The sequence below is a fragment of the Rhodosalinus sp. genome (assembly GCF_046542825.1).
Lineage (GTDB): Bacteria > Pseudomonadota > Alphaproteobacteria > Rhodobacterales > Rhodobacteraceae > Rhodosalinus.
Genome location: NZ_JBKHAQ010000008.1, coordinates 21,127 through 43,232 on the forward strand (window position 1 = coordinate 21,127; position 22,106 = coordinate 43,232).

Genomic DNA, 22,106 nt, shown 5'->3' on the forward strand with positions numbered 1-22,106 from the left:
CCGCCGATCCTGCGGCCGTCCGCGGTGAGGTGATCCTCCGCCGCGGTATCCCCCGTTGCGGCGCCGTGGGCGCTCTCGTGGATCGCCGCGTCCAGAACTTCGCGGCTCACTGCCGGATCGCTCATTCGTGTCCCCCCCCCGCCAGAAGCGCGACGGCGCCGACAAGCGCCCCGTAGACCGCGAGCACCCCCGCGAGGGGCAGCAGTCCGATGTCGCCGTAGCCCGAGAGTTGCACGGCCCCGATCCCGCAGCCGCCGGTGACGGCCCCGGAAAGCCCCGGAACCCATGAGCGCCGGGCCATCCGCCCGATCGCTGCCGCGAGCGCAAGCCCGAAGAGCGCCAGCGCCCCGGCAAGCAGCACCGTCGAGGCGTCATTCATGCCGCAGCCCCCCGTTCTTCGCTGCACCGACGCCTCGTCGCGGCCCTCCGGGCGCTCCTCGGCCCGGCGATGCAGCCCGGCAGGGCGAAAGAGCGCCCGCATCTCTCATTCAGCCGCCTCCTTCTTTGCCGGCGCGCGGACAGGCACCACCGCCGCGTCGCGGATTTCCAGCGTGGCCTTGATCTTGCCCTTGCGGCCGTCCTCGTAGGTGACCTCCGTCTCGGTATAGACGCTCTTCGAGCCGTCGTAGAGCGCCTGCACGAGGTCCGCGAACTTCTCGCCGATCACCTTGCGCCGCACCTTGCGGGTGCGCGTGAGCTCGCCGTCGTCGGCGTCGAGTTCCTTGTGCAGCACGAGGAAGCGGTGAACCTGGCAGCCCGAGAGCATCTCGTCCTGGGCCACCGAGCGGTTCACCTCCTCGACGTGGCTCTGGATCATGTCCAGCACCTTCGGGTGCCCCGCCAGTTCCTGGTAACTGGAGTAGGCGATGTTGTTGCGCTCCGCCCAGTTGCCGATCGCGCTGAGGTCGATGTTGACGAAGGCGCAGCACTTCTCGCGCCCCGCACCGAAGACCACCGCCTCGAGGATGTTGGGATAGAACTTGAGCTTGTTCTCGACGTATTTCGGCGCGAAAAGGCTGCCGTCGGCCATCTTCGCCACGTCCTTGGCCCGGTCGATGATCCGCAGGTGCCCGGTGTCGGGCTCGAAGAAGCCCGCATCGCCCGTGGCCACCCAGCCGTCCGGGTCCTTGGTGTCGGCGGTGGATTCGGGGTTCTTGTAGTATTCCACGAAGACCCCCGGAGAACGGTAATAGACCTCGCCGTTCTCCCGCACCTCCACCTCGACGCCCGGGGACGGCACGCCCACGGTGTCCGAGCGCACCTCGCCGTCGGGCTGCTGGGTGATGAAGACGGAGGCCTCGGTCTGGCCGTAGAGCTGCTTGAGGTTGATGCCGAGCGAGCGGTAGAAATCGAAGATCTCCGGGCCGATCGCCTCTCCGGCGGTGTATCCCACGCGGATGCGCGACATGCCCAGCACGTTCTTGAGCGGGCCGTAGACCAGCAGGTTGCCCAGCGCGTATTTCAGCCGGTCCCAGGTGCCAACGGACCGCCCGTCGAGGATCGCCGGCCCCACCCGGCGCGCATGCGCCATGAAACTGTCGAAGAGCCGTTTCTTGAACCGGCCCGCATCCTCCATCCGGATCATCACGGTGGTGAGCTGCGACTCGAAGATGCGGGGCGGCGCGAAGTAATAGGTGGGACCGATCTCGCGCAGGTCGGTCATCATGGTGTCTTCCGACTCGGGACAGTTGACGCAGAAACCGCACCAGTAGGCCTGCCCGACCGAGAAGATGAAATCGCCCACCCAGGCCATCGGCAGATAGGCGAGGATCTCCTCGTCCGCGCGCAGGTGGTCGAACTCGGCCGAGGCCTTCGAGGTCTCGATGATATTGCGGTTGGACAGCACCACGCCCTTGGGCTTGCCGGTGGTGCCCGAGGTGTAGAGCATCACGCAGGTGTCGTCGTAGTCCAGCCGGCTGCGCCGGCGGTCGAGTTCGGGCGCGAACTCCTCCTCCGCCGCGCGGCCCTGGTTCTGCACATGGGAATACTGATGCAGCCGCGAATGGTCGTATTTCCGCAGGCCGCGCGGGTCGATGTAGACGATATGCTCGAGCTGGTGCAGCCGCTCCTGCACCTCGATCAGCTTGTCCACCTGCTCCTGGTCGGCCACGACCGCGAAGCGTGCGCCGCAGTGGCCCATGACATAGGCCATCTCCTCGGCAACCGCATCCTGGTAGAGCGGGACGGGCACCGCGCCCACCGATTGCGCCGCCACCATCGCCCAGTAGAGCGCCGGGCGGTTGCGCCCGATCACGGCGACGAAATCGCCCTCTGCCACCCCAAGGTTCAGAAGGCCCAGCGCGAAGGCGTCGATCTCGGCCGCGGTCTCGGCCCAGGTCCAGCTCTGCCAGATCCCGAATTCCTTCTCGCGGTAGGCGGGCTTCGACCCGAACCGCTGGACGTTGCGCGCCAGAATCGCAGGGATCGATGCCGGGGCGCCGCTCGCCGTCGCTGTGTCGGTCACGTCTCCTCCTCCCTGCCCGACCCTCCCCGCCGGGCAGCCCCCAGAGCGGGGCGTGTCCGGCAGGCTGGCGCGCGAGTCTTGCGCCATCTTGTCCGGAGTCTTGCGAATTGTAACAGGCCGGACGCGCGGGACAATCGACGCGGCAAGGGGGTGCCGCCCCCCATCTGCCGCTGGCGCGGCGTGCACCCTCCGTGACAATTCCCGTCCAGGAAGAAGTGGCAGGTAGGATGCGTGCCTGCACGCCCGCCGCCGGGCCCGTGTCGCCCGAGCCGCGGGAGGCGCGCTGCGTCTTGGACGGGCGCGACGGTCTATGCTGCGGCAATCCGGGATGCTAGCCATTGTCTCCGGAAGGAGGAGGAGGCCGCATGGCGTCACGAACGGGCCGGACCGAGGCGCTGATGACCGCCGGGCTGAACCTGATTCAGCAGGCGCTGTCGATCTACGACAGCGATCTGCGGCTGGCAGCCTGCAACCGCCGCTTCCAGGAGATGTTCGATCTGCCCGACCGGCTGGTCACGCCGGGAGTGGACTTCGAGGACACGATCCGCTTTCTCGTCGAGCGGGGCGAATACGGCGCGGTCGAGGATGCGGAGGAGGCGGTGCGCGCCCGCGTCGAGATCGCCCGGCAGTTTCAGCCGCACTACATGGAACGCACCCGCCCCGACGGCCGCACCATCAGCGTCGAGGGCGCGCCGCTGCCCGAGGGCGGCTGGGTCACCGTCTATACCGACATCACGCCCACGCGGCAGCACGAGGCGATGCTGCGCGCCCGGTCCGAGGAACTGTCCGAACAGCTCGTCACCCATGCCGAGGAACTCTCCGCCGCCAACCGGCAACTCGCCGCCACGAACGCCGCGCTCGAGGAGACCTCGCGCCAGCTGGCGGTGATGGAGGCGCGCACGCGGCTGACCGCCGAGATGATGCCGGCGCACATCGCCCATGTGGATGCAGAGCGTCGCTACACCTATTCCAACCGTCGGCTGAGTTCGGTGCTGCCCGGCCGCCCGCGCGACATCCTGGGCCGCCCGATCGCCGAGGCGCTGGGGGGCGCGGCCCATGCCCGGATCGCGCCGCATCTCGATGCGGCCTTCGAGGGGCGCGAGAGCGTCTTCGAGTTCACCGACGAGATCAGCTCGCGCCGGATTCGCGTGGCCTTCACCCCCGACCGGCGCGAGGAGGGAATCGAGGGCGTCTATATCCTGTCGATGGACGTGACCGAGGAGACGCAGGCGCGCGCGGCGCTGCAGCAGACGCGGCGGCGCGAGATGGCCGCGCAGCTGACCTCGGGGCTGGCGCACGACTTCTCGAACCTGCTGACCATCATCCTGGGCAGCCAGTCGCGGCTGTCGGCCCTGCCGCTGCCCGCCCAGGCGCGGCCGCTGGTCGATGCAACGCTGGCGGCGGCGCGGCGGGGCGGCACCCTTCTGGAGCGGCTGGCGCAGCTCACCGGCGCGCGGGACTGGACCCCGCAGGCCTGCGCGACCGACGCCTTTCTCGCCGATCTGGAGACGCTGGCGCGCGCCGGCCTGCCCGAGGACATGGCGCTGCACATCCGCAACGAGATGCCGGGCGCGCGGCTGATGCTGGACCCGGGCCTCGTGCAGGACGCACTGCTGAACCTGATCCTGAACGCGCGCGACGCCTGTGGCGGGCAAGGACGCATCGGCGTGACGCTGAGCGCGCTGCAGGGCACCTGGGTCGAATTCGCGGTGACCGACAGCGGCCCCGGGTTTTCGGACGCGGCGCTGAAGCGCGGGTGCGAGCCGTTCTACACCACCAAGGGCGGCGAGGGATCGGGCCTGGGCCTTGCCATGGTCTACGACATGGCCAAGCTTGCGGGCGGGCGCGTGACGCTGGGCAACAGCTTTTCCGGCGCGCGGGTGGCCCTGCGCCTGCCGCTGCGCGCGGCGCCGGCGGAAGGGGCCGGGCGACTGGTGCTGCTGGTCGAGGACAGCCCCGATCTGCGCGCCACCGTGCGCGAGATGCTGACGCGGCTGGGCCATGCCGTCGTGGAGGCCGCAAGCGTGGCGGAGGCGCGGGCGCTGCTCGACACGCTGACCGAGATCGGCGCAGTGCTGACCGACATCACGCTGGAGGGCGGCGAGACCGGGCTGGACCTGGCCGCGGGGATCGGGCCGACCGGCCCCCCGGTCTGGTTCATGACGGCGCTGCCGCGCGCGCATCCGCTGCACGCCGCGGCGCGGGCGCGCGGCCCTGTGCTGGCCAAGCCCTTCACGACGCAGGCGCTCGCGCAGGCGCTGGACGCCGGACGCGCCGCATGAGCGCACCGCTGGTCACCATCCTCGACGACGAGCCCGAGGTGCGCGAGATGCTGGCCGAGGCGCTGGAAGAGGCGGGCTTCCGCACCCTGCGCTTCGCGCGTGCCCGAGAGTTCGAGGCGACGCTGCGCTCGACCGCGCCGGACGTCTGCCTGGTGGACCTCAGCCTGCCCGACCGCGACGGGCTGAGCCTGGTGCACCGGCTGGCGCTGGAAAGCGGCGCGGCGGTGATCATCATCTCGGGCCGGGCGCAGGTGCAGGACCGGGTGACGGGGCTGGAGCTGGGCGCGGACGACTACATCATCAAGCCCTTCGAGCCGGCCGAGGTGGTGGCGCGCGTCCGCGCCCGCCTGCGCAAGCGCACGGCGCCCGAGGCCGGCGGCGACACTGCGCGCTTCGAAGGCTGGACCGCGCATTTCGACCGCTACACGCTGGAGGATGCGGAGGGGCGCGAAACGCCCTTCAGCCATGCCGAGGGCGAGGTGCTGCGGCTTTTCCTGGAAAGCCCGCGGCGGTTGATCTCGCGTGCCCGGATGCAGGAAGCGCTGGGGGGCGCGGCGGGCGAAAGCTTCGACCGGGCGATGGACGTGCGCATCTCGCGCCTGCGCACCAAGCTGCGCGAGGACCCGCGAAACCCGCGGCTGATCAAGACGATCTACGGCGCAGGCTACATCTTTCTGGGCGAAGTGCGCTGGGGGTGAGGGCTGACGCCTCCTTCGGGACCGTTTTCGTCCCGCCGATCGACGCGCGACCGGCAGGGCGCGGGGAGAGCGCGCTCACTCGTCCCAGGGCGTGAGGTTCTCGAGCTGTTCCTCGGTCATCTTGCTGACGAAGTGCGACTCGTTCCAGGAAAGCGACTCCATCGGCACCTGCACGTCGCTGTCGAAGATGCCAAGGAAGCCGTCGATGCCGACGACGTAGCCGGCCGGGCGGCCTTCGGCATCGAGCAGCACGTCCTCGATCGTTCCGATCAACTCGCCGTCGCCGGTCCGCACCTCCAGATCCTGGGCGACCTGAAGATAGTCCTCGTCGCGCGTGTCGACGGGGCCGCTCCGGCCTTCGTCGGTGGCGTTCTCCTGCGCGGCGCCGGACGAGGCAAGCGCCAGCGCGGCGGCTGCGGCGAACGGGATGAGACGGGGCATGGGGGCCTCCCTTGTCATGATCGTGGCCAGCCGACAAACGCGCGGTGCAGCCGCCCCGTTCCGCCGCGAAACCCGTTTGGCAAGCGCGCCGGAATCGCTTAACCGCTCGACGGAAAGGAGCGTCGCGACATGGGAGAGATCATCCTGATCCGGCACGGGCAGGCGAATTCGGCCGCCCGCGACGAGGAAAGCTACGACCGCCTCTCTGCGCTGGGCCACCGGCAGGCTGCCTGGCTGGGCGAGCATCTGCGCGGCGCGGGCGAGCGCTACGACCGGGTGCTGATGGGCGCGCTGCGCCGGCACCGCGAGACGGCTCAGGGGCTGGGCGACCTCGGGCTCGCGCCCGAGACGGACGCGCGGCTCAACGAGATGGATTACTTCAACCTCGGAAAGGCGCTGCGCGACCACCGCGGCGTTCCGATGCCCGAGCGGGAGGAAGACTTCGCCGGCTACCTTTCGCACCTGCTCGCGTCCTGGCACAACGCCGAGATCATGGGGCAGGAGACCTTTTCCGACTTCGAGCTTCGGGTCACCGACATCCTGCACGAGGCGGCCGAGCCCGGCCGGCGCGTGCTCTGCGTGACCTCCGGCGGGGTGATCGGCATGATCGTGCGCACGCTGATGAACCTCGACACCGAAGGGCTGGCGCGGATCATGCTGCCCATTCTCAACAGCTCGGTGCACCGGCTGCTCGTGACCGACCACGGCACGATCCTTGCTGGCTTCAACGCGATACCGCACCTGGAGCGGCCCGACCGGGCGCACGCGCGCACCCATTACTGACGGAGGGGACATGACGCATCTCTGGGTCCGGGCGGAGGAGCGCGCGAACGAGCGCCGCGTGGGCCTCACCCCCGAGGGCGCGGCTGCGCTGCTGGACCGCGGCATCGCGGTGACGGTCGAGGAAAGCCCCGACCGCATCATCGCGACCGAGGATTATGCGCGCGCCGGCTGCCGCATCGCGCCACGCGGAAGCTGGCGGCAGGCGCCTGCCGAGGCGCTGATCTTCGGGCTGAAGGAGCTGCCCGAGGACGGCACGCCGCTCGCCCACCGGCACATCATGTTCGGCCACGCCTACAAGGGGCAGCGCGCGGGACGGCGGCTGCTTGCGCGTTTCGCGGCGGGGGGCGGCACGCTCTACGATCTCGAATACCTTCTGGACCCGGAGGGGCGGCGCGTCGCCGCCTTCGGCTACTGGGCAGGCTACGCCGGCGCGGCGGTGAGCCTGCTGGCCTGGGCCGCGCAGGCGCGGGGCGCGGACTGCCCCGCCGTGGACGCCTGGCCCGACAAGCCCGCGATGGACGGCCAGGTGCGCGCCGCCCTCAACGGGCTCGACACGCCCTCTGCCATCGTGGTGGGCGCGCTGGGCCGCGTGGGCACGGGCGCGGCGGACCTGTGCGAGGCGATGGGCGTGCAGCCCACCCGCTGGGACATGGCCGAGACCGAGGGCGGCGGCCCCTTCCCCGAGATCCTGACGCATACGCTCTTCTTCAACTGCATCCTCGCACGCCCCGGCACGCCGGTCTTCGTCCGGCCCGAGGACGCGGATGCCACCGACCGCGCGCTGCGGGTTATCGGCGACATCGCCTGCGACCCGGACAGCGACTACAATCCGGTGCCGCTCCATGACCGGGCGACGACATGGGCCGCGCCGGTCGTCCGGGTGCGGGAGACGCCGCCGCTCGACGTCATGGCGATCGACAACCTGCCCTCGCTGCTGCCGCTCGAGTCCTCGCGCGACTTCGCCGAGCAGCTCTTGCCCTCGCTTCTCGCGCTGGACAGTCTCGATGCGGGTGTCTGGGGGCGCGCGGCGGCGGAATTCGACACGCATGTGAAGGAGGCGGCGCAATGACGATTCACTGGTGCGGCACGGGACTGTCCGCGGTGCCCGGCCTGCGAAAGCTGATCGCGGCGGGCAATGCCGTCACCGTCTGGAACCGGACGGTGGACAAGGCGCAGGCGGCGGTGGGCGACATCACCGGCAACATCCGCGCCTTCGACCTCGACGCGCTGCGCGCGGCACTCGCGCCCGGCGACGTCGTGGTCTCGATGCTGCCCGGCGACTGGCACGTTCCGATCGCCGAGGCCGCGATCGCGAAGGGCGCGCATTTCGTCTCCTCCTCCTACATCTCGCCGGAGATGCGCGCGCTGGACCCGGCGGCGAAGGAGGCCGGCGTCGCGCTGATCAACGAGGTCGGGCTCGACCCCGGCATCGACCACCTGATGGCGCACAGGCTGATGGCGGATTACCGCGAGTCGGACGCCTTCGACCCCGCCAACACGCTGTCCTTCCTCAGCTACTGCGGCGGCGTGCCGAAGCAGGCCAACGATTTCCGCTACAAGTTCTCCTGGTCGCCGCTGGGCGTGCTGAAGGCGCTGAAATCGCCCTCGCGCTCGATCCGCGATTTCGAGGAGCTGCGCGCGGAGTGCCCCTGGGACGCGCTGTCAAGCTACACCGCCCCCCTGCCCGCGCCCGAGACCTTCGAGGTCTATCCCAACCGCGATTCGCTGCCCTTCATGGCCGAATACGGCTTTGACCCCCAATGGCCGGTGAAGGATTTCGTGCGCGGCACCCTGCGGCTGGAGGGCTGGTCCGACGCATGGTCCGACATCTTCCGCACCGTCGAGAACCTGCCGCCGGGCGACGCGGGCGAGCAGGTGCTGCGCGACCTGTCGCAGCGGCTGTGGCAGGAACACGCCTACGACGCGGAAGAGCCCGACCGCGTGGTGCTCTGCGTCAGCCTGGAGGCCACGCGCGACGGGCAGCCCGTCTGGCACCGGAGCTATGTCATGGATGCCTGGGGCGATGCGCGCGGCACGGCGATGGGCCGGCTGGTCAGCCACATGGTCGCGGAAGCGGTCGACTCGGTGCAGGCAGGCGACATCCCGCCGGGCGTCTCGGCCGCGCCCTCGGACCCCGCACTGGTCGCGCGCTGGATGGAAGAGGTCGGCCGCCTGGCCCAGCACCTCGAGATCGTCCGCCACGTCTGAACGCGAAGAGGCGCGCCCGACCGGGCGCGCCCCTTCTTCACACGATGCCGCGAGGATGGCGTTACGGACGCGCCGCGTCCGTCTCCACCTCTCCGTTCTCGCCCTCGAAGGTCTCGACATCGCGGACTTCGCCGGTGGTCTGCTCCTGGTCGCGCTCCGACAGATAGTTCTCCGTCAGAACCAGCCGCTCGCGGCCGTCGGTCTCTTCGGGATCGGCACCAAGGGCCTCGTCGCGCTCCGTCGGCGCTCCGTCGGCACTGGCTGCATCCTCGGCATGTTCGGCCATGTCCTCTTCGTCGATCTTCACCAGCGTCACTTCGTAGAGCTGGCCGCTCTGATCGGTCATGTAGATCCGGTCCTCGACCTCGACTTCCTGCGCGGCAGCAATGCCGGCGGCAAGGCCGAGGGCTGCGGCTGCAGTGGTCAGTGTCCTGATGGTTTTCATCACTCGCCTCCTATGGTTCCGCATTGGTAGCGACTCCACACCAAACGAGCGTGAGGACGGCTGGTTCCCGAGACCCGCGCGCGCAGGCGCACGGTTGCGTGACGGAGGCGCCTAGAGCAGGTCGTCCTCGACCTCTCCGGGCGAAATGCCCAGTGCCTCCAGCCCGGCCTCGAGGTGATCGGAGACATGCGGCGTGCCGATCAGGTAATCGGCGGTCGGCGTCGTCGCCTCGGAATAGGCGGTGGACAGCGCCTCGTCCCAGTCCCCGGCCTCGAAGGCGCCGCGCCCGATCCACATGATCGCGACGAGTTCGGCCTGCTCGTCCTCGTCCATCCGGTCGATGAAGGCGCGCAACTCGGGCTCCGCACGGTCGAGTTCGCGCGCCATGATGATGACCTGTGCCACCTTGCGCGGGGAAATGTCGGGCATGGTCTCGTCCTTTTGCGGCACTTCGGGAAGCGCGACAATGTTACGAGAAGATGCGATAGTAAAGCCAGTCCGGCAGAAACTGGCTGCCCCGGAACACCCACGAAAACAGCGTGGGGAAGCTGCGCTTGAAACGATCCCCGGACATGTGCTCGAACATCGTGCGTGCCGCCTCCTCGGGTTCCATCAGAAACGGCATGTGAAAATCGTTCTTGTCGGTCAGCCGGGTGCGGATGAAGCCGGGATTGGCGACCTGCACCTGCACGCCGGTCTTGCGCAGGTCGCAATACATGCTCTCGGCCAGCGCCATGACACCCGCCTTGGACGGCGTGTATCCCACCGCCCCCGGCAGGCCGCGAAACCCCGAGAGCGAGCCGGTCAGCACGATGTGCCCGCTGTCGCGCGCCACCATCGGCGGCAGGGCCACGGCAACCGCGCGCAGTGCGCCGGTGAAGTTGATGTCGCCCATCGCCTCGATCTGTTCCGCGTCGATCTCGCGCGCGCCGAAGGGCCAGTAGGCGCCGGCCAGATAGACCATGCCGTCGATCTCGCCCGCCTCTTCAGCGGCTTGCTTCAGGCTGTCGAGGTCGGTGACGTCCAGCGGCACCGCCATGGCCCGGCCGGGCAGGCGGTCTGCCAGCGCCTCGAGCTTGTCGCGCGACCGCGCGGACAGAACGAGTTCGACGCCCGCCTTGCTCATCCGCTCGGCCAACGCCTCGCCCAGCCCTTCGCTGGCGCCGATCAGCCAGTAGCGTTTGCCAGTCCAGTCTCTCACGCGGCGTCCTTCCTGTGCATCGTGGCCACAAGCTCGGCCACCTTGATCCCGTATTTTCGAAACTGACTGCGATTTACGATGGTTCCGGCAGGCGTCAGATACATCCAGTCGGTCGTGTCGAGAACGTGCCCGCCCGACTCGCGGGGCAGGCGGATGCGGTATTTCAGCTGCACGGCAGAGCCCTTCTGCCAGCCTTCGCCCTCGCCCACCACGTCCTCGGCCAGCGCCCGGATGCGTCCGTCGTTGCCGAGGGTCAGCTGCCAGGCGCGGTTCTGCACCGTGCCGCTGTCGTATTCGAAGCGCTCGCGCATCACGCCGGTATTGCCCTGCCAGCTGATGTCGAAATCGCCCTTGAAGCGCGAGGTGACGCGCCCTGTCGGCCCGTAGATCACCCCGTCGCAGACCAGCGGCCCGTTCAGGTGCCGGCGGATGTCGAACTGCGGCCCCGCGTCGCCGTAGTCTGCCGGTCGCTGCGCCACGAATCCGAAGAAGCGTGTGCGCAGCCAGACCAGCATCGCCATAGCCGTCGCGCCGGTCAGCGCGTAGAGGAAGTTTTCCATGTGTCCGTCTCCGTGTGGTCCCGGCTCTCGCTGTCGCCCAGGGGCGCGGTCGCCAGCAGCGCGATCGCGGCCAGTTTCAGGATGCAGGGCAGACCGGCGTAGAGCAGCGTCAGCGTCCAGAGCGCCTGCGCGTCGTTCTCGGTGCCCGCCTGGAAGCCGGCGGCCTGCAGAGTGGGCAACAGCGTGGCGGCCGCGATGGCCAGCGTCGCCTTGGTCACGAAGGACCACAGGCCAAAGGCCTCCGCCGCGCCGGGCGCCACGGTCTCCAGCCGCCGCGCGAAGAGCGCCGACAGCACGACCATGTCCGCGCCCAGCGCCGCGCCGGTGACGACGCAGATCGCCGCGAAGGCCGGCCAGTCGCCTGTCCCCAGACCCAGCGCGAAGACGAAGCCCACCACCGAGGCCCCCATGCCGAAAAGCAGCACACGCCGCGCGCCGTAGTGGTCCGCGGCCTTGCCCCAGAAGGGTGCGCTGAGCGCGGCGGCAAGGAAGAAGAGCAGCAGCAGCGGCCCCTCCATCCCTGGCGCCTGCAGCCGGCTTTCCACGAAGAAGAGGAACAGGGTCGAGGTGACGGCCACCGGCGTCGCGTTCACCAGCGCCACCAGCAGCAGCCGCCGTGCCAGCGCATCGCGCAGCACCGGCGCGAACCCGCCTGCCGGCGCCTCGACCGGGCCGCGCCACTCGCCGCGCATCGAAAGCCCCGCAAGCAGGGCGAGGATCGCGAAGGCCAGCGCGAAGCCGGCAAAGCCCAGCGCCACGGGCGCCACCGCCGCCGCGCAGACGCCCAGGAGCGCGCCGGTCTCGCGCCAGCGGGCCACCCGCAGGTGCCCGCCCTGGCCAAGGTCCGCCGCCGTCGTCACGCCCTGCGCGTAGAAGGCGATGGTGAGAAAGCTGAAGGCCGAGAAGACCAGCGTCAGCATCGCGGCGAACCACCACAGCGGCGCAATCGGCGGCGCCACCGCGAAGAGCCCCACCATCGCCGCGCCGATCACCGCGACCGCCACGCCGACAGCCAGCGCGCGCCGCGCCCGAAGCGCCGCGGCCAGCCGGCCCAGCAGCGGGTCCTGAACCACGTCGAGCAGCCGCAGCCCGAAGAGCACCGCGCCCAGTGCGGCAAGGCTCACGCCGTATTCGTCCACATAGACCTTGGGCGCATGGATATAGAGCGGCAGGCCCGCCGCCGCGAGCATCGCGGCGAAGAGCCCGTAGGCGGGCAGGCGGTGGGTCATCGGGTGACCTCGGCCTCCGGCGGCTCGGGGCGGGAATGAAAGCGCGCGCCCTTCCACCAGAGCTTCAGCGCCTGCCAGTGGATCAGCGCCAGCACCCGGCGCGAGCCGAAGGGCCGCCGCAGCAGCGTGGCGAGCAGCCCGCGGGTCGTGAGCGCCCGCCGCCGGCCGGTGAGAGTGGCGTAAAGCCCGCCCTCGTTCCCGGCGCTGTAGTCGATCCAGACGCCGATCCGCTCGGGCCGGATGTCGAAGCGGAAGGTATAGCCGCCCTCGACCGGCTGGAACGGCGAGACGTGGAACACCTTGCGCGCGGCCAGCCGGTCCTCGGGGCCGATGGGCCGCAGGTCCTCGTGATGGACGAGATAGCAATGGCGGTCACCGAAGGTGTTGTTGACCTCGGCGATCACCGCACAAAGTTGCGCCTCCGCGTCGTGGCAGAGCCAGAAGCTCACCGGGTTGAAGACGTGCCCCAGCACCCGCGGCTGCGCCAGCAGCAGCACTTGGCCCGGCAGGTCGAGGCCATGCGCCGCCAGCACGCCGCGCACCCAGGCCGCGCCGCGGCCGTGGCCGCGCGGCCCGCCGTGGTCGGCATCCCGGAGCGAGACGAGCCCGCGGCGGTTGCGCGCAAAGAGCGCAGGCGCGGTCACCCGCTCCGCCTCTGCGTCGAGCAGCATGTAGTCCACACCGTAGCGAAAGCCGTTTTCGATCGCCCCGCGCCGCCCGTGCCAGGTCTGGCCCGCGATATGCTCTACCCGGTTCACGCTGCCACCATGTCCGTTTCCGCGCGCCGCAGGATCGCCTGCGCCACGTCATGCCCCGATGACAGACCGTCCTCGTGGAAGCCGTATTTCATCCATGCCCCGCAGAACCACGTCCGGTTCGTGCCGTTGATGCGCGCCACCTCGGCCTGCGCGGCAAGCGCCGCGGCATCGTAGACCGGATGGTCGAAACGCACCTGGTCGTGGATATGCTCCTCGCGGATGCGCGTCGTCATGTTGAGCGAGACGAAGAGCGGGTCGTCCTGCGGGATCGGCTGCAGCGAGTTCATCCAGTAGCTCACGCCGATGCGGTCGCCGCGCTGCCCCGCGGCCTCGGTGTAGTTCCACGACGACCAGGCGATGCGCCGCCGCGGCATCACCGTGGGGTCGGAGTGCAGCACCACGTCGTTGGGCTGATAGGCGATGCGCCCGACGCTCGCGCGTTCCTGCTCCGTGGGGTCTGCAATGATCCGCATGGCCTGGTCCGAATGGGTGGCGAAGATCACCTCGTCGTAAAGCTCGGGCTCGGCGCCCGGCGTCTTGACCGTCACCCCCTCCGGGCCGCGCCGCACCCAGTCCACCGGCGCGCCGGCGCGCAGCTCCACCCCCGCCTTGCGCAGGGAGGCGGTCAGCCGGTCGACGTACTGCACCGATCCGCCCTTCACCGTATACCACTGATGCTGCCCCGTCACGCCGAGCAGAGCGTGGTTGTGGAAGAAGTCCAGCATCGCCCGCGCGGGGAAGTCGAGGATCTGCTCCTTGGGCACCGACCAGATCGCGCCGGAGAAGGGCAGCAGGTAATGCTCGCGGAACCGCCGGCCCAGCCGCAACTCCTGCAGGAGGACGCCCACCGTCATGCCGTCCTGCCGCGACAGTGTGTAGCCGCGCGCATTGAAGCGCAGGATGTCGCGTAGCATGCCGAGGTAGCCGGGGTTCAGAAAGTTCCGTTTCTGCGCAAAGAGCGCGCCGGGCGTGCGCAACGCGTATTCGAAACGCCCGCCGTCGATCGACACGCCGAAGCTCATGTTGCTCTTCGCCACCGGCACGCGCAGGTCGTCGAACAGCCGGGTGAGCAGCGGATAGTTGACGTGGTTGAACACGATGAACCCCATGTCCACCGGCTGATCGCCGCGCTTGCCGGCGATCACGGTGCGGGCATGCCCGCCAAGCCGCGGCTCGGCCTCGTAGAGCGTGACGCGATGCGCCCCTGCAAGAAAATGCGCGGCACCCAGTCCCGAGATGCCGCCGCCGATGACGGCGATACGACGGGGGGCGGCGGGGGCGGATTCGAACGGCATGTCCTGGAGTTCCCTTGTCTTGCTTGTGGTTCCCTGTGGTCTTACGGATGCGGTCCGCGGCCGGATGCAAAAGAATTGACGGCGCGGGTGATCCGGTCGCAATCCCGCGCCGTATCCGCTACATGTTCAGCAATGTCGACTGGATCGAAGACTTCGACGCACTGGCGCTTCCGGCGTCCGGCGCGCTGGCGGCGGACGATCCCTTGCGCCCGGCTGCAGACTGCGCCAGCGTGACCAGGGTGACAAGGATGAACGATGGCCCGACGCACGCCGCAGCCGATTGGATCGAGCATGTGCTGCGCATCCGCGACGCCCGCGACGAGGCGGCCTTTGCCGAGCTTTTCGCACATTTCGCGCCGAGGGTGAAAGCCTTCCTGATCCGCTCCGGCGCCGACAACGGACTTGCCGAGGAGTGCGCACAGGAGGTCATGGCGACGCTGTGGCAGAAGGCGCATCTGTTCGACCCCGCACGCGCCAGCGTCTCGACCTGGGTTTTCACCATCGCGCGCAACCGCCGGATCGACGCGCTGCGCCGGCAGCGCAGGCCAGAACCCGAGGACCTGGCCTGGGGTCCGGAGGCAGAGCCCCATCAGGAAGACGTGCTGGCCCTGCAACAGGACAGCGACCGGCTGGCCGCGGCCCTGCGCAGCCTGCCCGAGAAACAGAGACTTCTGATCGAGCGCGCCTATTTCGGCGAACTCTCGCACAGCGAGATCGCCGAAGAGACCGGCCTGCCGCTCGGAACCATAAAATCCCGCATCCGGCTCGCACTCGACCGGCTGCGCCATGCGCTGAAGTGACCAACACGATGACCGACACGATCACTCACCATCTCACGCCGCAGTTGCTGATGGCCTATTCGGCCGGAACGCTGCCGGAGGCTTTCGACCTGATCGTCGCCTCTCACCTGTCGCTCTGCGATCAGTGCCGCGCGGAGGCGGAGAGTTACGACGCCGTGGGCGGCGCGCTGCTGGAGGACGAGACGGCAGATATGTCCGAGGACAGTCTGGCCGAAACCCTGCGCATGATCCACAGCGGTGCAGAGGAACCGGCATCGCCGCCCGCGCCCGCCATCGACGCCGTGCTGCCCCGCCCCATCCGCGACTTCGTGGGCGGAGACATCGGTGCCGTGCGCTGGCAGAACGTCGGCATGGGCGTGCGCCAGGCGCTGCTGCCGGTGAACGGCGAGGCGCGCGCGCGCCTCCTGCACATTCCGGCCGGATCGGCCGTGCCCGACCACGGGCACCGCGGCATGGAACTGACCCTCGTGCTGCGGGGCGCGTTCCGCGACGAGGGCGGGCGGTTCGGCCCCGGCGACGTCGAGATCGCGGACAGCGATCTTGAGCATACGCCCGTGGCCGAAGAGGGAGAGGATTGCATCTGCCTCGCCGTGACCGATGCGCCGCTCCGGTTTTCCGGCCTCATGCCGCGGCTTGCGCAACCGTTCCTCAAGATCTGACAAGACAAGATCTGACAAGACCGCCCGGCCACAGCGGACACGGGTGGCCGGCGCCGCGATCCAGCGCGGCGCCGGAACCGAGTGCCGCGGTCAGCCTTCGACCTTCTGCGGCGCGCCAGTGGCCATGTTGGTCCCGATGTAGGGCAGCTTGGCCGCCTTCCACGCGCCGAAACCGCCCTCCATGTGGGCGATCCGGTCCAGCCCGCGCTCCATCGCCAGCCGCGCCATCTTCTCGCTGCGCACGCCCGAGCCGCAGTGCAGCACGATCTTCTTGTCGGTCTGTCCCGGCAGCATCTCGGGCTTGAAGAAGGGCAGCGGCATCAGCATCGCGCCCTCGATGTGCTCGAACATGTATTCCTGCGGCGTGCGGACGTCGATCACCACGATCTGGCCCTTGTGACAGGCCTCGAAGACCTCCTCGGGTGTCCACGTCTCGAAGGTCGCCTCGCCCACATGTTCGGTCTTCATCGCGCTGGTCTCCTCAGAATTTGTTGGCCGGGATCTTGAAGTAGCTCTTGCCGTCGTCCTCTGGCGCGGGCAGCCGCCCGCCGCGCAGGTTCACCTGCAGGGCATAGAGCATCCGGTCCGGCAAAGGGAGCGTCGCGTCGCGCTCTTCGCGGATCTTCACGAATTCCTCGCGCGTCGTGCCGCCGCCCAGGTGCTTGTTGTGGGCCTTGTGCTCGGCCACCGTGGCCTCCCACGCGGGATCCTTCCGGTCGCCGACGGGCGGATAGTCGTGGCCCACGAAGAGCCGCGTCCGGTCGGGCAGCGACAGGATCGCCATGAGCGAATCGTAAAGCTCCGAGGCCGAGCCGCCGGGGAAGTCCGCGCGGCTGGTGCCGGCATCGACATGCATCAGCGTGTCATGCACAAAGGCCGCGTCCTCGCCCACCACATAGGTGATCGAGCCCAGCGTGTGGCCCGGCGAAAGCATCACGCGCACGGGCAGGTCGCCGATCGAGAAGGTCTCGCCCTCCTCGAAGAGACGGTCGAAATCCCGGTCCGGGTCGAGCGCGCCGGGCGTGTTGTAGATGCCTTCCCACAGCTTCGCGATCTCGCGCGCCTTGGCACCGATCGCGGCAGGTGCGCCCAGCTGTTCCTTGAGCCAGGCAGAGGCCATCATGTGGTCGGCATGCGGGTGGGTGTCGAGGATCCACTCGACCGTCAGCCCCTCGGCGCGGACGAAGTCGAGGATTTCCTGCGCGGCGGAGGTGTCGGTGCTGGCGTGGGCCGGGTCGAACCCCAGCACCACGTCGATCAGCGCGGCCTTTTTCGTCGAGGGGTCGATGACGACATACTGGATACTGCCGCTGGGCTCTTCGTAGAAGCCCACCACGCGCGGCGAGCCGGGACCCTGCGAGGGGCTTTCTCTTGTGAACATCGCGATTTCCTTTCGTGGTCTGCGTTTGACATGCACCTAATGGAATGTCTTCCGTTTTAAAGGGGCACGTCTGAGCGCTGGCCAAATCGCGCGCGACCATGCTAGGTTTTGCGGCATGAATGACGCGAGCCACAAGATGCACCCCGCCCGCCCGGCGATTCGCGCCCTCGACGAAGCGGCCATCAATCGCATCGCTGCCGGCGAGGTGGTCGAGCGTCCCGCCTCGGCGGTCAAGGAACTGGTCGAGAACGCGCTCGACGCGGGCGCGCGACGAATCGAGGTGGCGCAGGCCGACGGCGGCAAGACGCTGATCCGCGTCACCGACGACGGCCACGGCATCGCGGCCGGGGACCTGCCGCTCGCGGTCGCGCGCCACGCCACCTCGAAGATCGACGGCTCGGACCTGCTCAACATCACCAGCTACGGCTTCCGGGGCGAGGCGCTGGCCTCGATGGGCGCCGTCGGGCGGCTCTGCATCGCCTCTCGCGTGGCCGGTGCCGAAGCGGCCGAGATCACGGTGACCGGCGGGCGGCTGGGCGAGGTCCGGCCGGCGGCGCTGCGCCGGGGCACGGTGGTCGAGCTGCGCGACCTCTTCCGCGCGACGCCCGCGCGGCTGAAGTTCCTGCGCTCCGACCGGGCCGAGGCGCAGGCGATCGGCGACATCCTGCGCCGGCTGGCGATGGCGGAACCCTTCGTCAGCTTCACGCTGACGGATGGCTCGGGCGGCGAGGAACGGGTGAGCTTTCGCGCCGATGCGGAGACCGGCGATCTCTTCGACGCGCTGCACGGCCGGCTGACCCGCGTGCTGGGCGCGGAGTTCACGAAGAACGCCCTGCGGATCGAGGCAGCGCGCGACGGGCTGCGCCTGACGGGCTATGCCGCGCTGCCCACCTATTCGCGCGGCGCGGCGGTGGCGCAGCATCTGTTCGTCAACGGCCGGCCGGTGAAGGACCGGATGCTGTTGGGCGCGCTCAGGGCGGCCTACATGGACGTGCTGCCTGCGGGCCGTTACCCGGCCGCCGCGCTCTACATCGACTGCGACCCGGAGCTTGTGGACGTCAACGTGCACCCGGCGAAGACCGAGGTGCGCTTCCGCGATCCGGGCCTCGCGCGCGGCCTCATCATCTCGGCGCTGCGGCATGCGCTGGCAGAGGCCGGGCACCGCGCGTCCTCGACCGTGGGCGCAGGGCTGCTGGGCACGGCGCGCCCCGAGGCGCCGGCGGCGCCGCGCTACCAGATGGACCGCCCTTCGGCCTCGGCGCGCGCTGCCGCATACGGCGCGCAGGCGCCGCAGCCCGGCTTCGCCGAGATGGCCAGAGACTGGTCGGCGCGGGTGGAGTCGGTCGAGGAGGCCCCGCAAGGGGCCGAGGAGACCCCGGCAGAGCGCCTGCCGCTGGGCGCGGCGCGGGCGCAGCTGCACGAGACCTACATCCTTGCCCAGACCATGGACGGCATGGTGATCGTCGATGCGCACGCGGCGCACGAACGGCTGGTCTACGAACGGCTCAAGCGCCAGTTCGAGGCGCGGGGCGTCGCCGCGCAGGCCCTGCTCATCCCCGAGGTGGTCGAGATGCCAGAGCCGGGGCGCACGCGACTGATCGAGGCCGCGCAGGCGCTGGCCACCCTCGGCCTTGTGATCGAACCCTTCGGCGGCGAGGCGCTGGCCGTGCGCGAAACCCCCGCGCTCCTGGGCGAGGTGGATGCACCCGCGCTCTTGCGCGACGTGGCCGACGCGCTGGAAGAGACGGGCAGTGCAACCGCGCTGGAGGCACGGCTGATGGCCGTTCTTTCGCGCATGGCCTGCCACGGCTCGGTGCGCTCGGGCCGGCGGCTCCGGGCCGGGGAGATGAACGCGCTGTTGCGCGAGATGGAGGCGACGCCGCTTTCGGGGCAGTGCAACCACGGGCGGCCCACCTACGTCGAGCTGAAGCTCGCGGACATCGAGCGGCTGTTCGGGCGGCGATGATCGAGATCGACGGGCGGGCCCTTTCGCTGGAGGATCCGGGGGTGCTGGCCGTGCTGGGCGGCGCGGCGCTGACCCTCCTGGTCCTGCTCCTGCTGGTTTCGACCGCGCGCGCGGCGGGCCGCGCGGCACGGGTCGCCGCGCCCCTGGCGGCCGAGATGGACCGGCTGGGCCGGCAGGTTCAGGCGCTGTCGGACGGGCAGCAGCGCCTGACCGGCGGACTCACCCACGTCGCGGACACGCAGGCCCGTGCCCAGGCAGAGACGCTGCGGCTGATGGAGGCGCGGCTGGCCGAGGTCAACACGCAGATGGCCGAAAGCCTGACGGGCAGCGCGCGCCGCACCGCGCAGACTCTGGGCGAATTGCAGGAGCGGCTCAAGACCATCGACCGCGCGCAGGAAAAGATCACGCGGCTGTCGGGCGACGTTCTCGGCCTGCAGGACATCCTGTCCAACAAGCAGACCCGCGGCGCCTTCGGCGAGATCCAGCTCAACGACATCCTCGCAAAGGCGCTGCCGCGCGACAGCTACACGCTGCAGCCCACGCTTTCAAACGGCGCGCGGCCCGACTGCGTGATCCACCTGCCGGAGCCGCCCGGTCCCATCGCCATCGATTCGAAGTTCCCGCTGGAGGCCTACGAGGCGCTGCGTCGCGCCGAGACCCCAGAGGACGCCCGCCGCGCCGGACAGGCGCTGCGGCAGGCCGTGCGCACGCACATCCGCGCAATCGCCGAGAAATATGTGCTGGAGGGCGAGACGGCCGAGGGCGCGATCCTCTTCCTGCCGTCGGAGGCGGTGTATGCCGAACTGCACGCGAATTTCCCGGAGGTCGTGCGCGAGGGCTTCGCCGCGCGGGTCTGGATCGTCTCGCCCACCACCTGCATGGCGACGCTGACAACGATGCGCGCGATCCTCAAGGACGCGCGGATGCAGGCAGAAGCCGGGCGCATCCGCCGCGAACTGTCGCTTCTGCACGCAGACGTCGAGCGGCTGGGCGCGCGGGTCCAGAACCTGGATCGTCACTTCGGCCAGGCCGCGCGCGACATCGCCGAGATCAAGGTCAGCGCGGAAAAGGCCGGCACGCGGGCGCGCCGGCTCGACAGCTTCGATTTCGAGGATCTCGCGCCGGACGCCCCCGTCGCGGTCGCGCCCCGAGGGTAGAGCGCGTCGCATCGCGCAGGCGACAGTGCGACTCGCTCTTCCGGAAAAAGAGGACCCGGGCGGCGCACCGCCCGGGTCCGGACTTGACGGGAGAAGCCCGGCTCAGGCCGCGCCGCCCTTGGAGAATTCCGGATAGGCCTCCATGCCCAGTTCCGACATGTCGAGCCCGTTGACCTCGGATTCCTCGCCGACGCGGATGCCCATCGCAGCCTTCAGGATGAACCAGACCACCAGGGAGCCGCCGAAGGTGAACACGCCGTAGGCCAGGATACCCGTGAGCTGGGTGATGAGGTTCGCCTCGCCGTAGAAGATCACGGCGATCGTGCCCCAGATGCCGGCGAAGAGGTGCACCGGGATCGCGCCGACGACGTCGTCGATCTTGAACCTGTCAAGCAGCGGCACGGTGAACACCACGATGACGCCGCCGATGGCACCGATCCAGAGAGCGCCGAAAAGCGACGGCGCGAGCGGTTCCGCGGTGATCGACACCAGGCCGGCCAGTGCGCCGTTGAGAACCATGGTCAGGTCGGGCTTGCCGTAGACCGCCTGGGTCAGGATCAACGCGGTCACCGCGCCGGCCGCGGCGGCCATGTTGGTATTGGCGAAGATGCGTGACACGTCGGACACGTCGCCCACGGTGCCCATGGCGAGCTGCGAGCCGCCGTTGAAACCGAACCAGCCGAGCCACAGGATGAACGTGCCCAACGTCGCCAGCGCGAGGTTCGAGCCCGGCATCGGATGCACCTTGCCCTCCTTGTCGTACTTGCCGAGGCGCGGCCCGAGGACGATCGCCCCCGCGAGCGCGGCCCAGCCGCCCACCGAGTGCACGACCGTCGAGCCGGCGAAGTCGGAGAACCCCATCTCGGACAGCCAGCCGCCGCCCCACTGCCACGAGCCCGAAATCGGGTACATGACGCCGGTCAGCACGATGACAAAGATGAGGAACGGCCACAGCTTGATCCGTTCGGCCAGGGCGCCCGACACGATCGACGCGGTGGCGGCCACGAATACCAGCTGGAAGAAGAAGTCCGAGCCGATGGACGCGTAGTCCAGCGCCGCCTCCTCGGGCGCGACTCCGACCGGGTCAAGCACGGTCGTGCTGAAGAACGGTCCCACCCAGCCGCTGATGAGCCAGCCATCGCCGGGATACATCAGGTTGAAACCGATCAGCCAGTACATGATCGCGGCGAAGGAATAGAGCCCGATGTTCTTCGTCATCTGCATGGTGACGTTCTTCGAGCGGACGAGCCCGCCCTCGAGCATCGCGAAGCCCGCCGCCATGAAGAAGACGAGAAACCCCGCCATGCAGAACAGCAGAGTGGTCATTATGTACGGCCCGATCACGTCGAAGCCCGGCGCCGCCGTCTCGTCCTGCGCCATGGCGAGCGCGGGCAGCGCCGCCAGCACGCCGGCCAGGGCAAGAGTTCTCGTGAGTTTCATGAGTGCTTTTCCCTCTTTCATCCTTTGGCCCGCGTCAGAGCGCGTCCGCATTCGTCTCGCCCGTGCGCACGCGCACGGCCTGTGCCAGATCGAGCACGAAGACCTTGCCGTCACCGATCTTTCCGGTGCGCGCGGTCTTGGCGATGGTATCGACCACCTGGTCGGCCATCGGCGCGTCGACCGCGATTTCCAGCTTGATCTTGGGCACGAAATTCACCGCGTACTCCGCGCCACGGTAGATCTCCGTATGGCCGGACTGCGCCCCGAACCCCTTGATCTCGGTTACCATCATGCCGCGCACGCCGATGGCGGTCAGGGCTTCCCGGACCTCCTCCAGCT

At 69.4% G+C, this 22,106-nt stretch carries 23 protein-coding genes; 9 read left to right on the top strand and 14 right to left on the bottom strand.

Annotated features, from left to right (window positions below; all coding sequences use genetic code 11):
* Positions 1 to 121: 121 nt before the first annotated feature.
* Positions 122 to 379, bottom strand: coding sequence for a hypothetical protein (locus tag ACLFOB_RS02205; protein WP_410915784.1), 258 nt, complete (start codon positions 377 to 379; stop codon positions 122 to 124).
* A gap of 105 nt (positions 380 to 484) precedes the next feature.
* Positions 485 to 2,464, bottom strand: coding sequence for an AMP-binding protein (locus ACLFOB_RS02210; protein WP_410924631.1), 1,980 nt, complete (start codon positions 2,462 to 2,464; stop codon positions 485 to 487).
* A 365-nt stretch (positions 2,465 to 2,829) separates the two neighbouring features.
* Between ACLFOB_RS02210 and ACLFOB_RS02215 the strand changes: the two genes are divergently transcribed.
* Both ACLFOB_RS02215 and ACLFOB_RS02220 read left to right on the top strand, forming a co-directional pair.
* The gene (locus tag ACLFOB_RS02215) at positions 2,830 to 4,746 is read left to right on the top strand and encodes a PAS-domain containing protein (protein WP_410924632.1); all 1,917 of its coding nucleotides are present in this window, start codon (positions 2,830 to 2,832) and stop codon (positions 4,744 to 4,746) included.
* Positions 4,743 to 5,444: a response regulator transcription factor gene (locus tag ACLFOB_RS02220; RefSeq protein ID WP_410924633.1), complete on the top strand. Its 702-nt coding sequence runs from the start codon at positions 4,743 to 4,745 to the stop codon at positions 5,442 to 5,444. The genes ACLFOB_RS02215 and ACLFOB_RS02220 overlap by 4 nt, the downstream gene beginning before the upstream one ends.
* A 75-nt stretch (positions 5,445 to 5,519) precedes the next feature.
* On the opposite strand, the gene ACLFOB_RS02225 is transcribed toward ACLFOB_RS02220, so the two are convergent.
* Positions 5,520 to 5,885 (bottom strand): PRC-barrel domain-containing protein, encoded by a 366-nt coding sequence (locus tag ACLFOB_RS02225; RefSeq protein WP_410917218.1) that lies wholly within the window; start codon positions 5,883 to 5,885, stop codon positions 5,520 to 5,522.
* Between the two features lie 129 nt (positions 5,886 to 6,014).
* Here ACLFOB_RS02225 and ACLFOB_RS02230 point away from each other — a divergent pair, with 129 nt between their 5' ends.
* Genes ACLFOB_RS02230 through ACLFOB_RS02240 form a run of 3 tightly spaced genes read left to right on the top strand, consistent with a single transcriptional unit; the run spans position 6,015 to position 8,876 of the window.
* Positions 6,015 to 6,668, top strand: a complete 654-nt coding sequence (locus ACLFOB_RS02230) for a histidine phosphatase family protein (protein ID WP_410917219.1) — start codon at positions 6,015 to 6,017, stop codon at positions 6,666 to 6,668.
* A gap of 10 nt (positions 6,669 to 6,678) precedes the next feature.
* Positions 6,679 to 7,737 carry a saccharopine dehydrogenase gene (locus ACLFOB_RS02235; RefSeq protein ID WP_410924634.1) on the top strand — a complete coding sequence of 353 codons (1,059 nt, stop codon included), beginning with the start codon at positions 6,679 to 6,681 and terminating at the stop codon, positions 7,735 to 7,737.
* Positions 7,734 to 8,876 (top strand): saccharopine dehydrogenase family protein, encoded by a 1,143-nt coding sequence (locus ACLFOB_RS02240; protein WP_410924636.1) that lies wholly within the window; start codon positions 7,734 to 7,736, stop codon positions 8,874 to 8,876. Before ACLFOB_RS02235 ends, ACLFOB_RS02240 begins: the two co-directional genes overlap by 4 nt.
* Before the next feature lie 61 nt (positions 8,877 to 8,937).
* Here ACLFOB_RS02240 and ACLFOB_RS02245 read toward each other — a convergent pair whose 3' ends face one another.
* From ACLFOB_RS02245 to ACLFOB_RS02275, 7 genes are all read right to left on the bottom strand, one after another.
* Positions 8,938 to 9,321 (bottom strand): hypothetical protein, encoded by a 384-nt coding sequence (locus ACLFOB_RS02245; RefSeq protein ID WP_410917222.1) that lies wholly within the window; start codon positions 9,319 to 9,321, stop codon positions 8,938 to 8,940.
* Between the two features lie 111 nt (positions 9,322 to 9,432).
* Positions 9,433 to 9,750, bottom strand: coding sequence for a DUF3775 domain-containing protein (locus ACLFOB_RS02250; protein WP_410917223.1), 318 nt, complete (start codon positions 9,748 to 9,750; stop codon positions 9,433 to 9,435).
* A 40-nt stretch (positions 9,751 to 9,790) separates the two neighbouring features.
* Positions 9,791 to 10,522: an SDR family NAD(P)-dependent oxidoreductase gene (locus ACLFOB_RS02255; RefSeq protein ID WP_410917224.1), complete on the bottom strand. Its 732-nt coding sequence runs from the start codon at positions 10,520 to 10,522 to the stop codon at positions 9,791 to 9,793.
* Positions 10,519 to 11,082: a DUF3833 family protein gene (locus ACLFOB_RS02260; RefSeq protein ID WP_410917225.1), complete on the bottom strand. Its 564-nt coding sequence runs from the start codon at positions 11,080 to 11,082 to the stop codon at positions 10,519 to 10,521. The genes ACLFOB_RS02255 and ACLFOB_RS02260 overlap by 4 nt, the downstream gene beginning before the upstream one ends.
* Positions 11,058 to 12,311, bottom strand: coding sequence for an MFS transporter (locus ACLFOB_RS02265; protein ID WP_410917226.1), 1,254 nt, complete (start codon positions 12,309 to 12,311; stop codon positions 11,058 to 11,060). The genes ACLFOB_RS02260 and ACLFOB_RS02265 overlap by 25 nt, the downstream gene beginning before the upstream one ends.
* The gene (locus ACLFOB_RS02270; protein WP_410924638.1) at positions 12,308 to 13,069 is read right to left on the bottom strand and encodes a DUF1365 domain-containing protein; all 762 of its coding nucleotides are present in this window, start codon (positions 13,067 to 13,069) and stop codon (positions 12,308 to 12,310) included. Before ACLFOB_RS02270 ends, ACLFOB_RS02265 begins: the two co-directional genes overlap by 4 nt.
* A complete protein-coding gene (locus ACLFOB_RS02275; protein WP_410917228.1) occupies positions 13,066 to 14,364 on the bottom strand; it encodes an NAD(P)/FAD-dependent oxidoreductase in 1,299 nt (432 codons plus the stop codon). The genes ACLFOB_RS02270 and ACLFOB_RS02275 overlap by 4 nt, the downstream gene beginning before the upstream one ends.
* Positions 14,365 to 14,612: 248 nt before the next feature.
* Here ACLFOB_RS02275 and ACLFOB_RS02280 point away from each other — a divergent pair, with 248 nt between their 5' ends.
* Both ACLFOB_RS02280 and ACLFOB_RS02285 read left to right on the top strand, forming a co-directional pair.
* Positions 14,613 to 15,164, top strand: a complete 552-nt coding sequence (locus ACLFOB_RS02280) for a sigma-70 family RNA polymerase sigma factor (protein ID WP_410917231.1) — start codon at positions 14,613 to 14,615, stop codon at positions 15,162 to 15,164.
* Positions 15,165 to 15,172: 8 nt separating this feature from the next.
* Positions 15,173 to 15,823: a ChrR family anti-sigma-E factor gene (locus ACLFOB_RS02285; protein WP_410917229.1), complete on the top strand. Its 651-nt coding sequence runs from the start codon at positions 15,173 to 15,175 to the stop codon at positions 15,821 to 15,823.
* Positions 15,824 to 15,913: 90 nt separating this feature from the next.
* On the opposite strand, the gene ACLFOB_RS02290 is transcribed toward ACLFOB_RS02285, so the two are convergent.
* Both ACLFOB_RS02290 and ACLFOB_RS02295 read right to left on the bottom strand, forming a co-directional pair.
* Entirely contained in the window at positions 15,914 to 16,291 is a 378-nt protein-coding gene (locus ACLFOB_RS02290; protein WP_410917230.1) for a rhodanese-like domain-containing protein, read from the bottom strand.
* 13 nt (positions 16,292 to 16,304) lie between these two features.
* Positions 16,305 to 17,204, bottom strand: a complete 900-nt coding sequence (locus ACLFOB_RS02295) for an MBL fold metallo-hydrolase (protein ID WP_410924640.1) — start codon at positions 17,202 to 17,204, stop codon at positions 16,305 to 16,307.
* A gap of 115 nt (positions 17,205 to 17,319) precedes the next feature.
* Here ACLFOB_RS02295 and mutL point away from each other — a divergent pair, with 115 nt between their 5' ends.
* Positions 17,320 to 19,170: a DNA mismatch repair endonuclease MutL gene (mutL, locus tag ACLFOB_RS02300; protein WP_410924642.1), complete on the top strand. Its 1,851-nt coding sequence runs from the start codon at positions 17,320 to 17,322 to the stop codon at positions 19,168 to 19,170.
* Positions 19,167 to 20,327 carry a DNA recombination protein RmuC gene (locus ACLFOB_RS02305; protein ID WP_410924643.1) on the top strand — a complete coding sequence of 387 codons (1,161 nt, stop codon included), beginning with the start codon at positions 19,167 to 19,169 and terminating at the stop codon, positions 20,325 to 20,327. Before mutL ends, ACLFOB_RS02305 begins: the two co-directional genes overlap by 4 nt.
* A 102-nt stretch (positions 20,328 to 20,429) precedes the next feature.
* Here ACLFOB_RS02305 and ACLFOB_RS02310 read toward each other — a convergent pair whose 3' ends face one another.
* Entirely contained in the window at positions 20,430 to 21,767 is a 1,338-nt protein-coding gene (locus tag ACLFOB_RS02310) for an ammonium transporter (RefSeq protein ID WP_410916023.1), read from the bottom strand.
* A 34-nt stretch (positions 21,768 to 21,801) separates the two neighbouring features.
* Entirely contained in the window at positions 21,802 to 22,104 is a 303-nt protein-coding gene (locus ACLFOB_RS02315; RefSeq protein WP_410924645.1) for a P-II family nitrogen regulator, read from the bottom strand.
* Between the last annotated feature and the right edge of the window lie 2 nt (positions 22,105 to 22,106).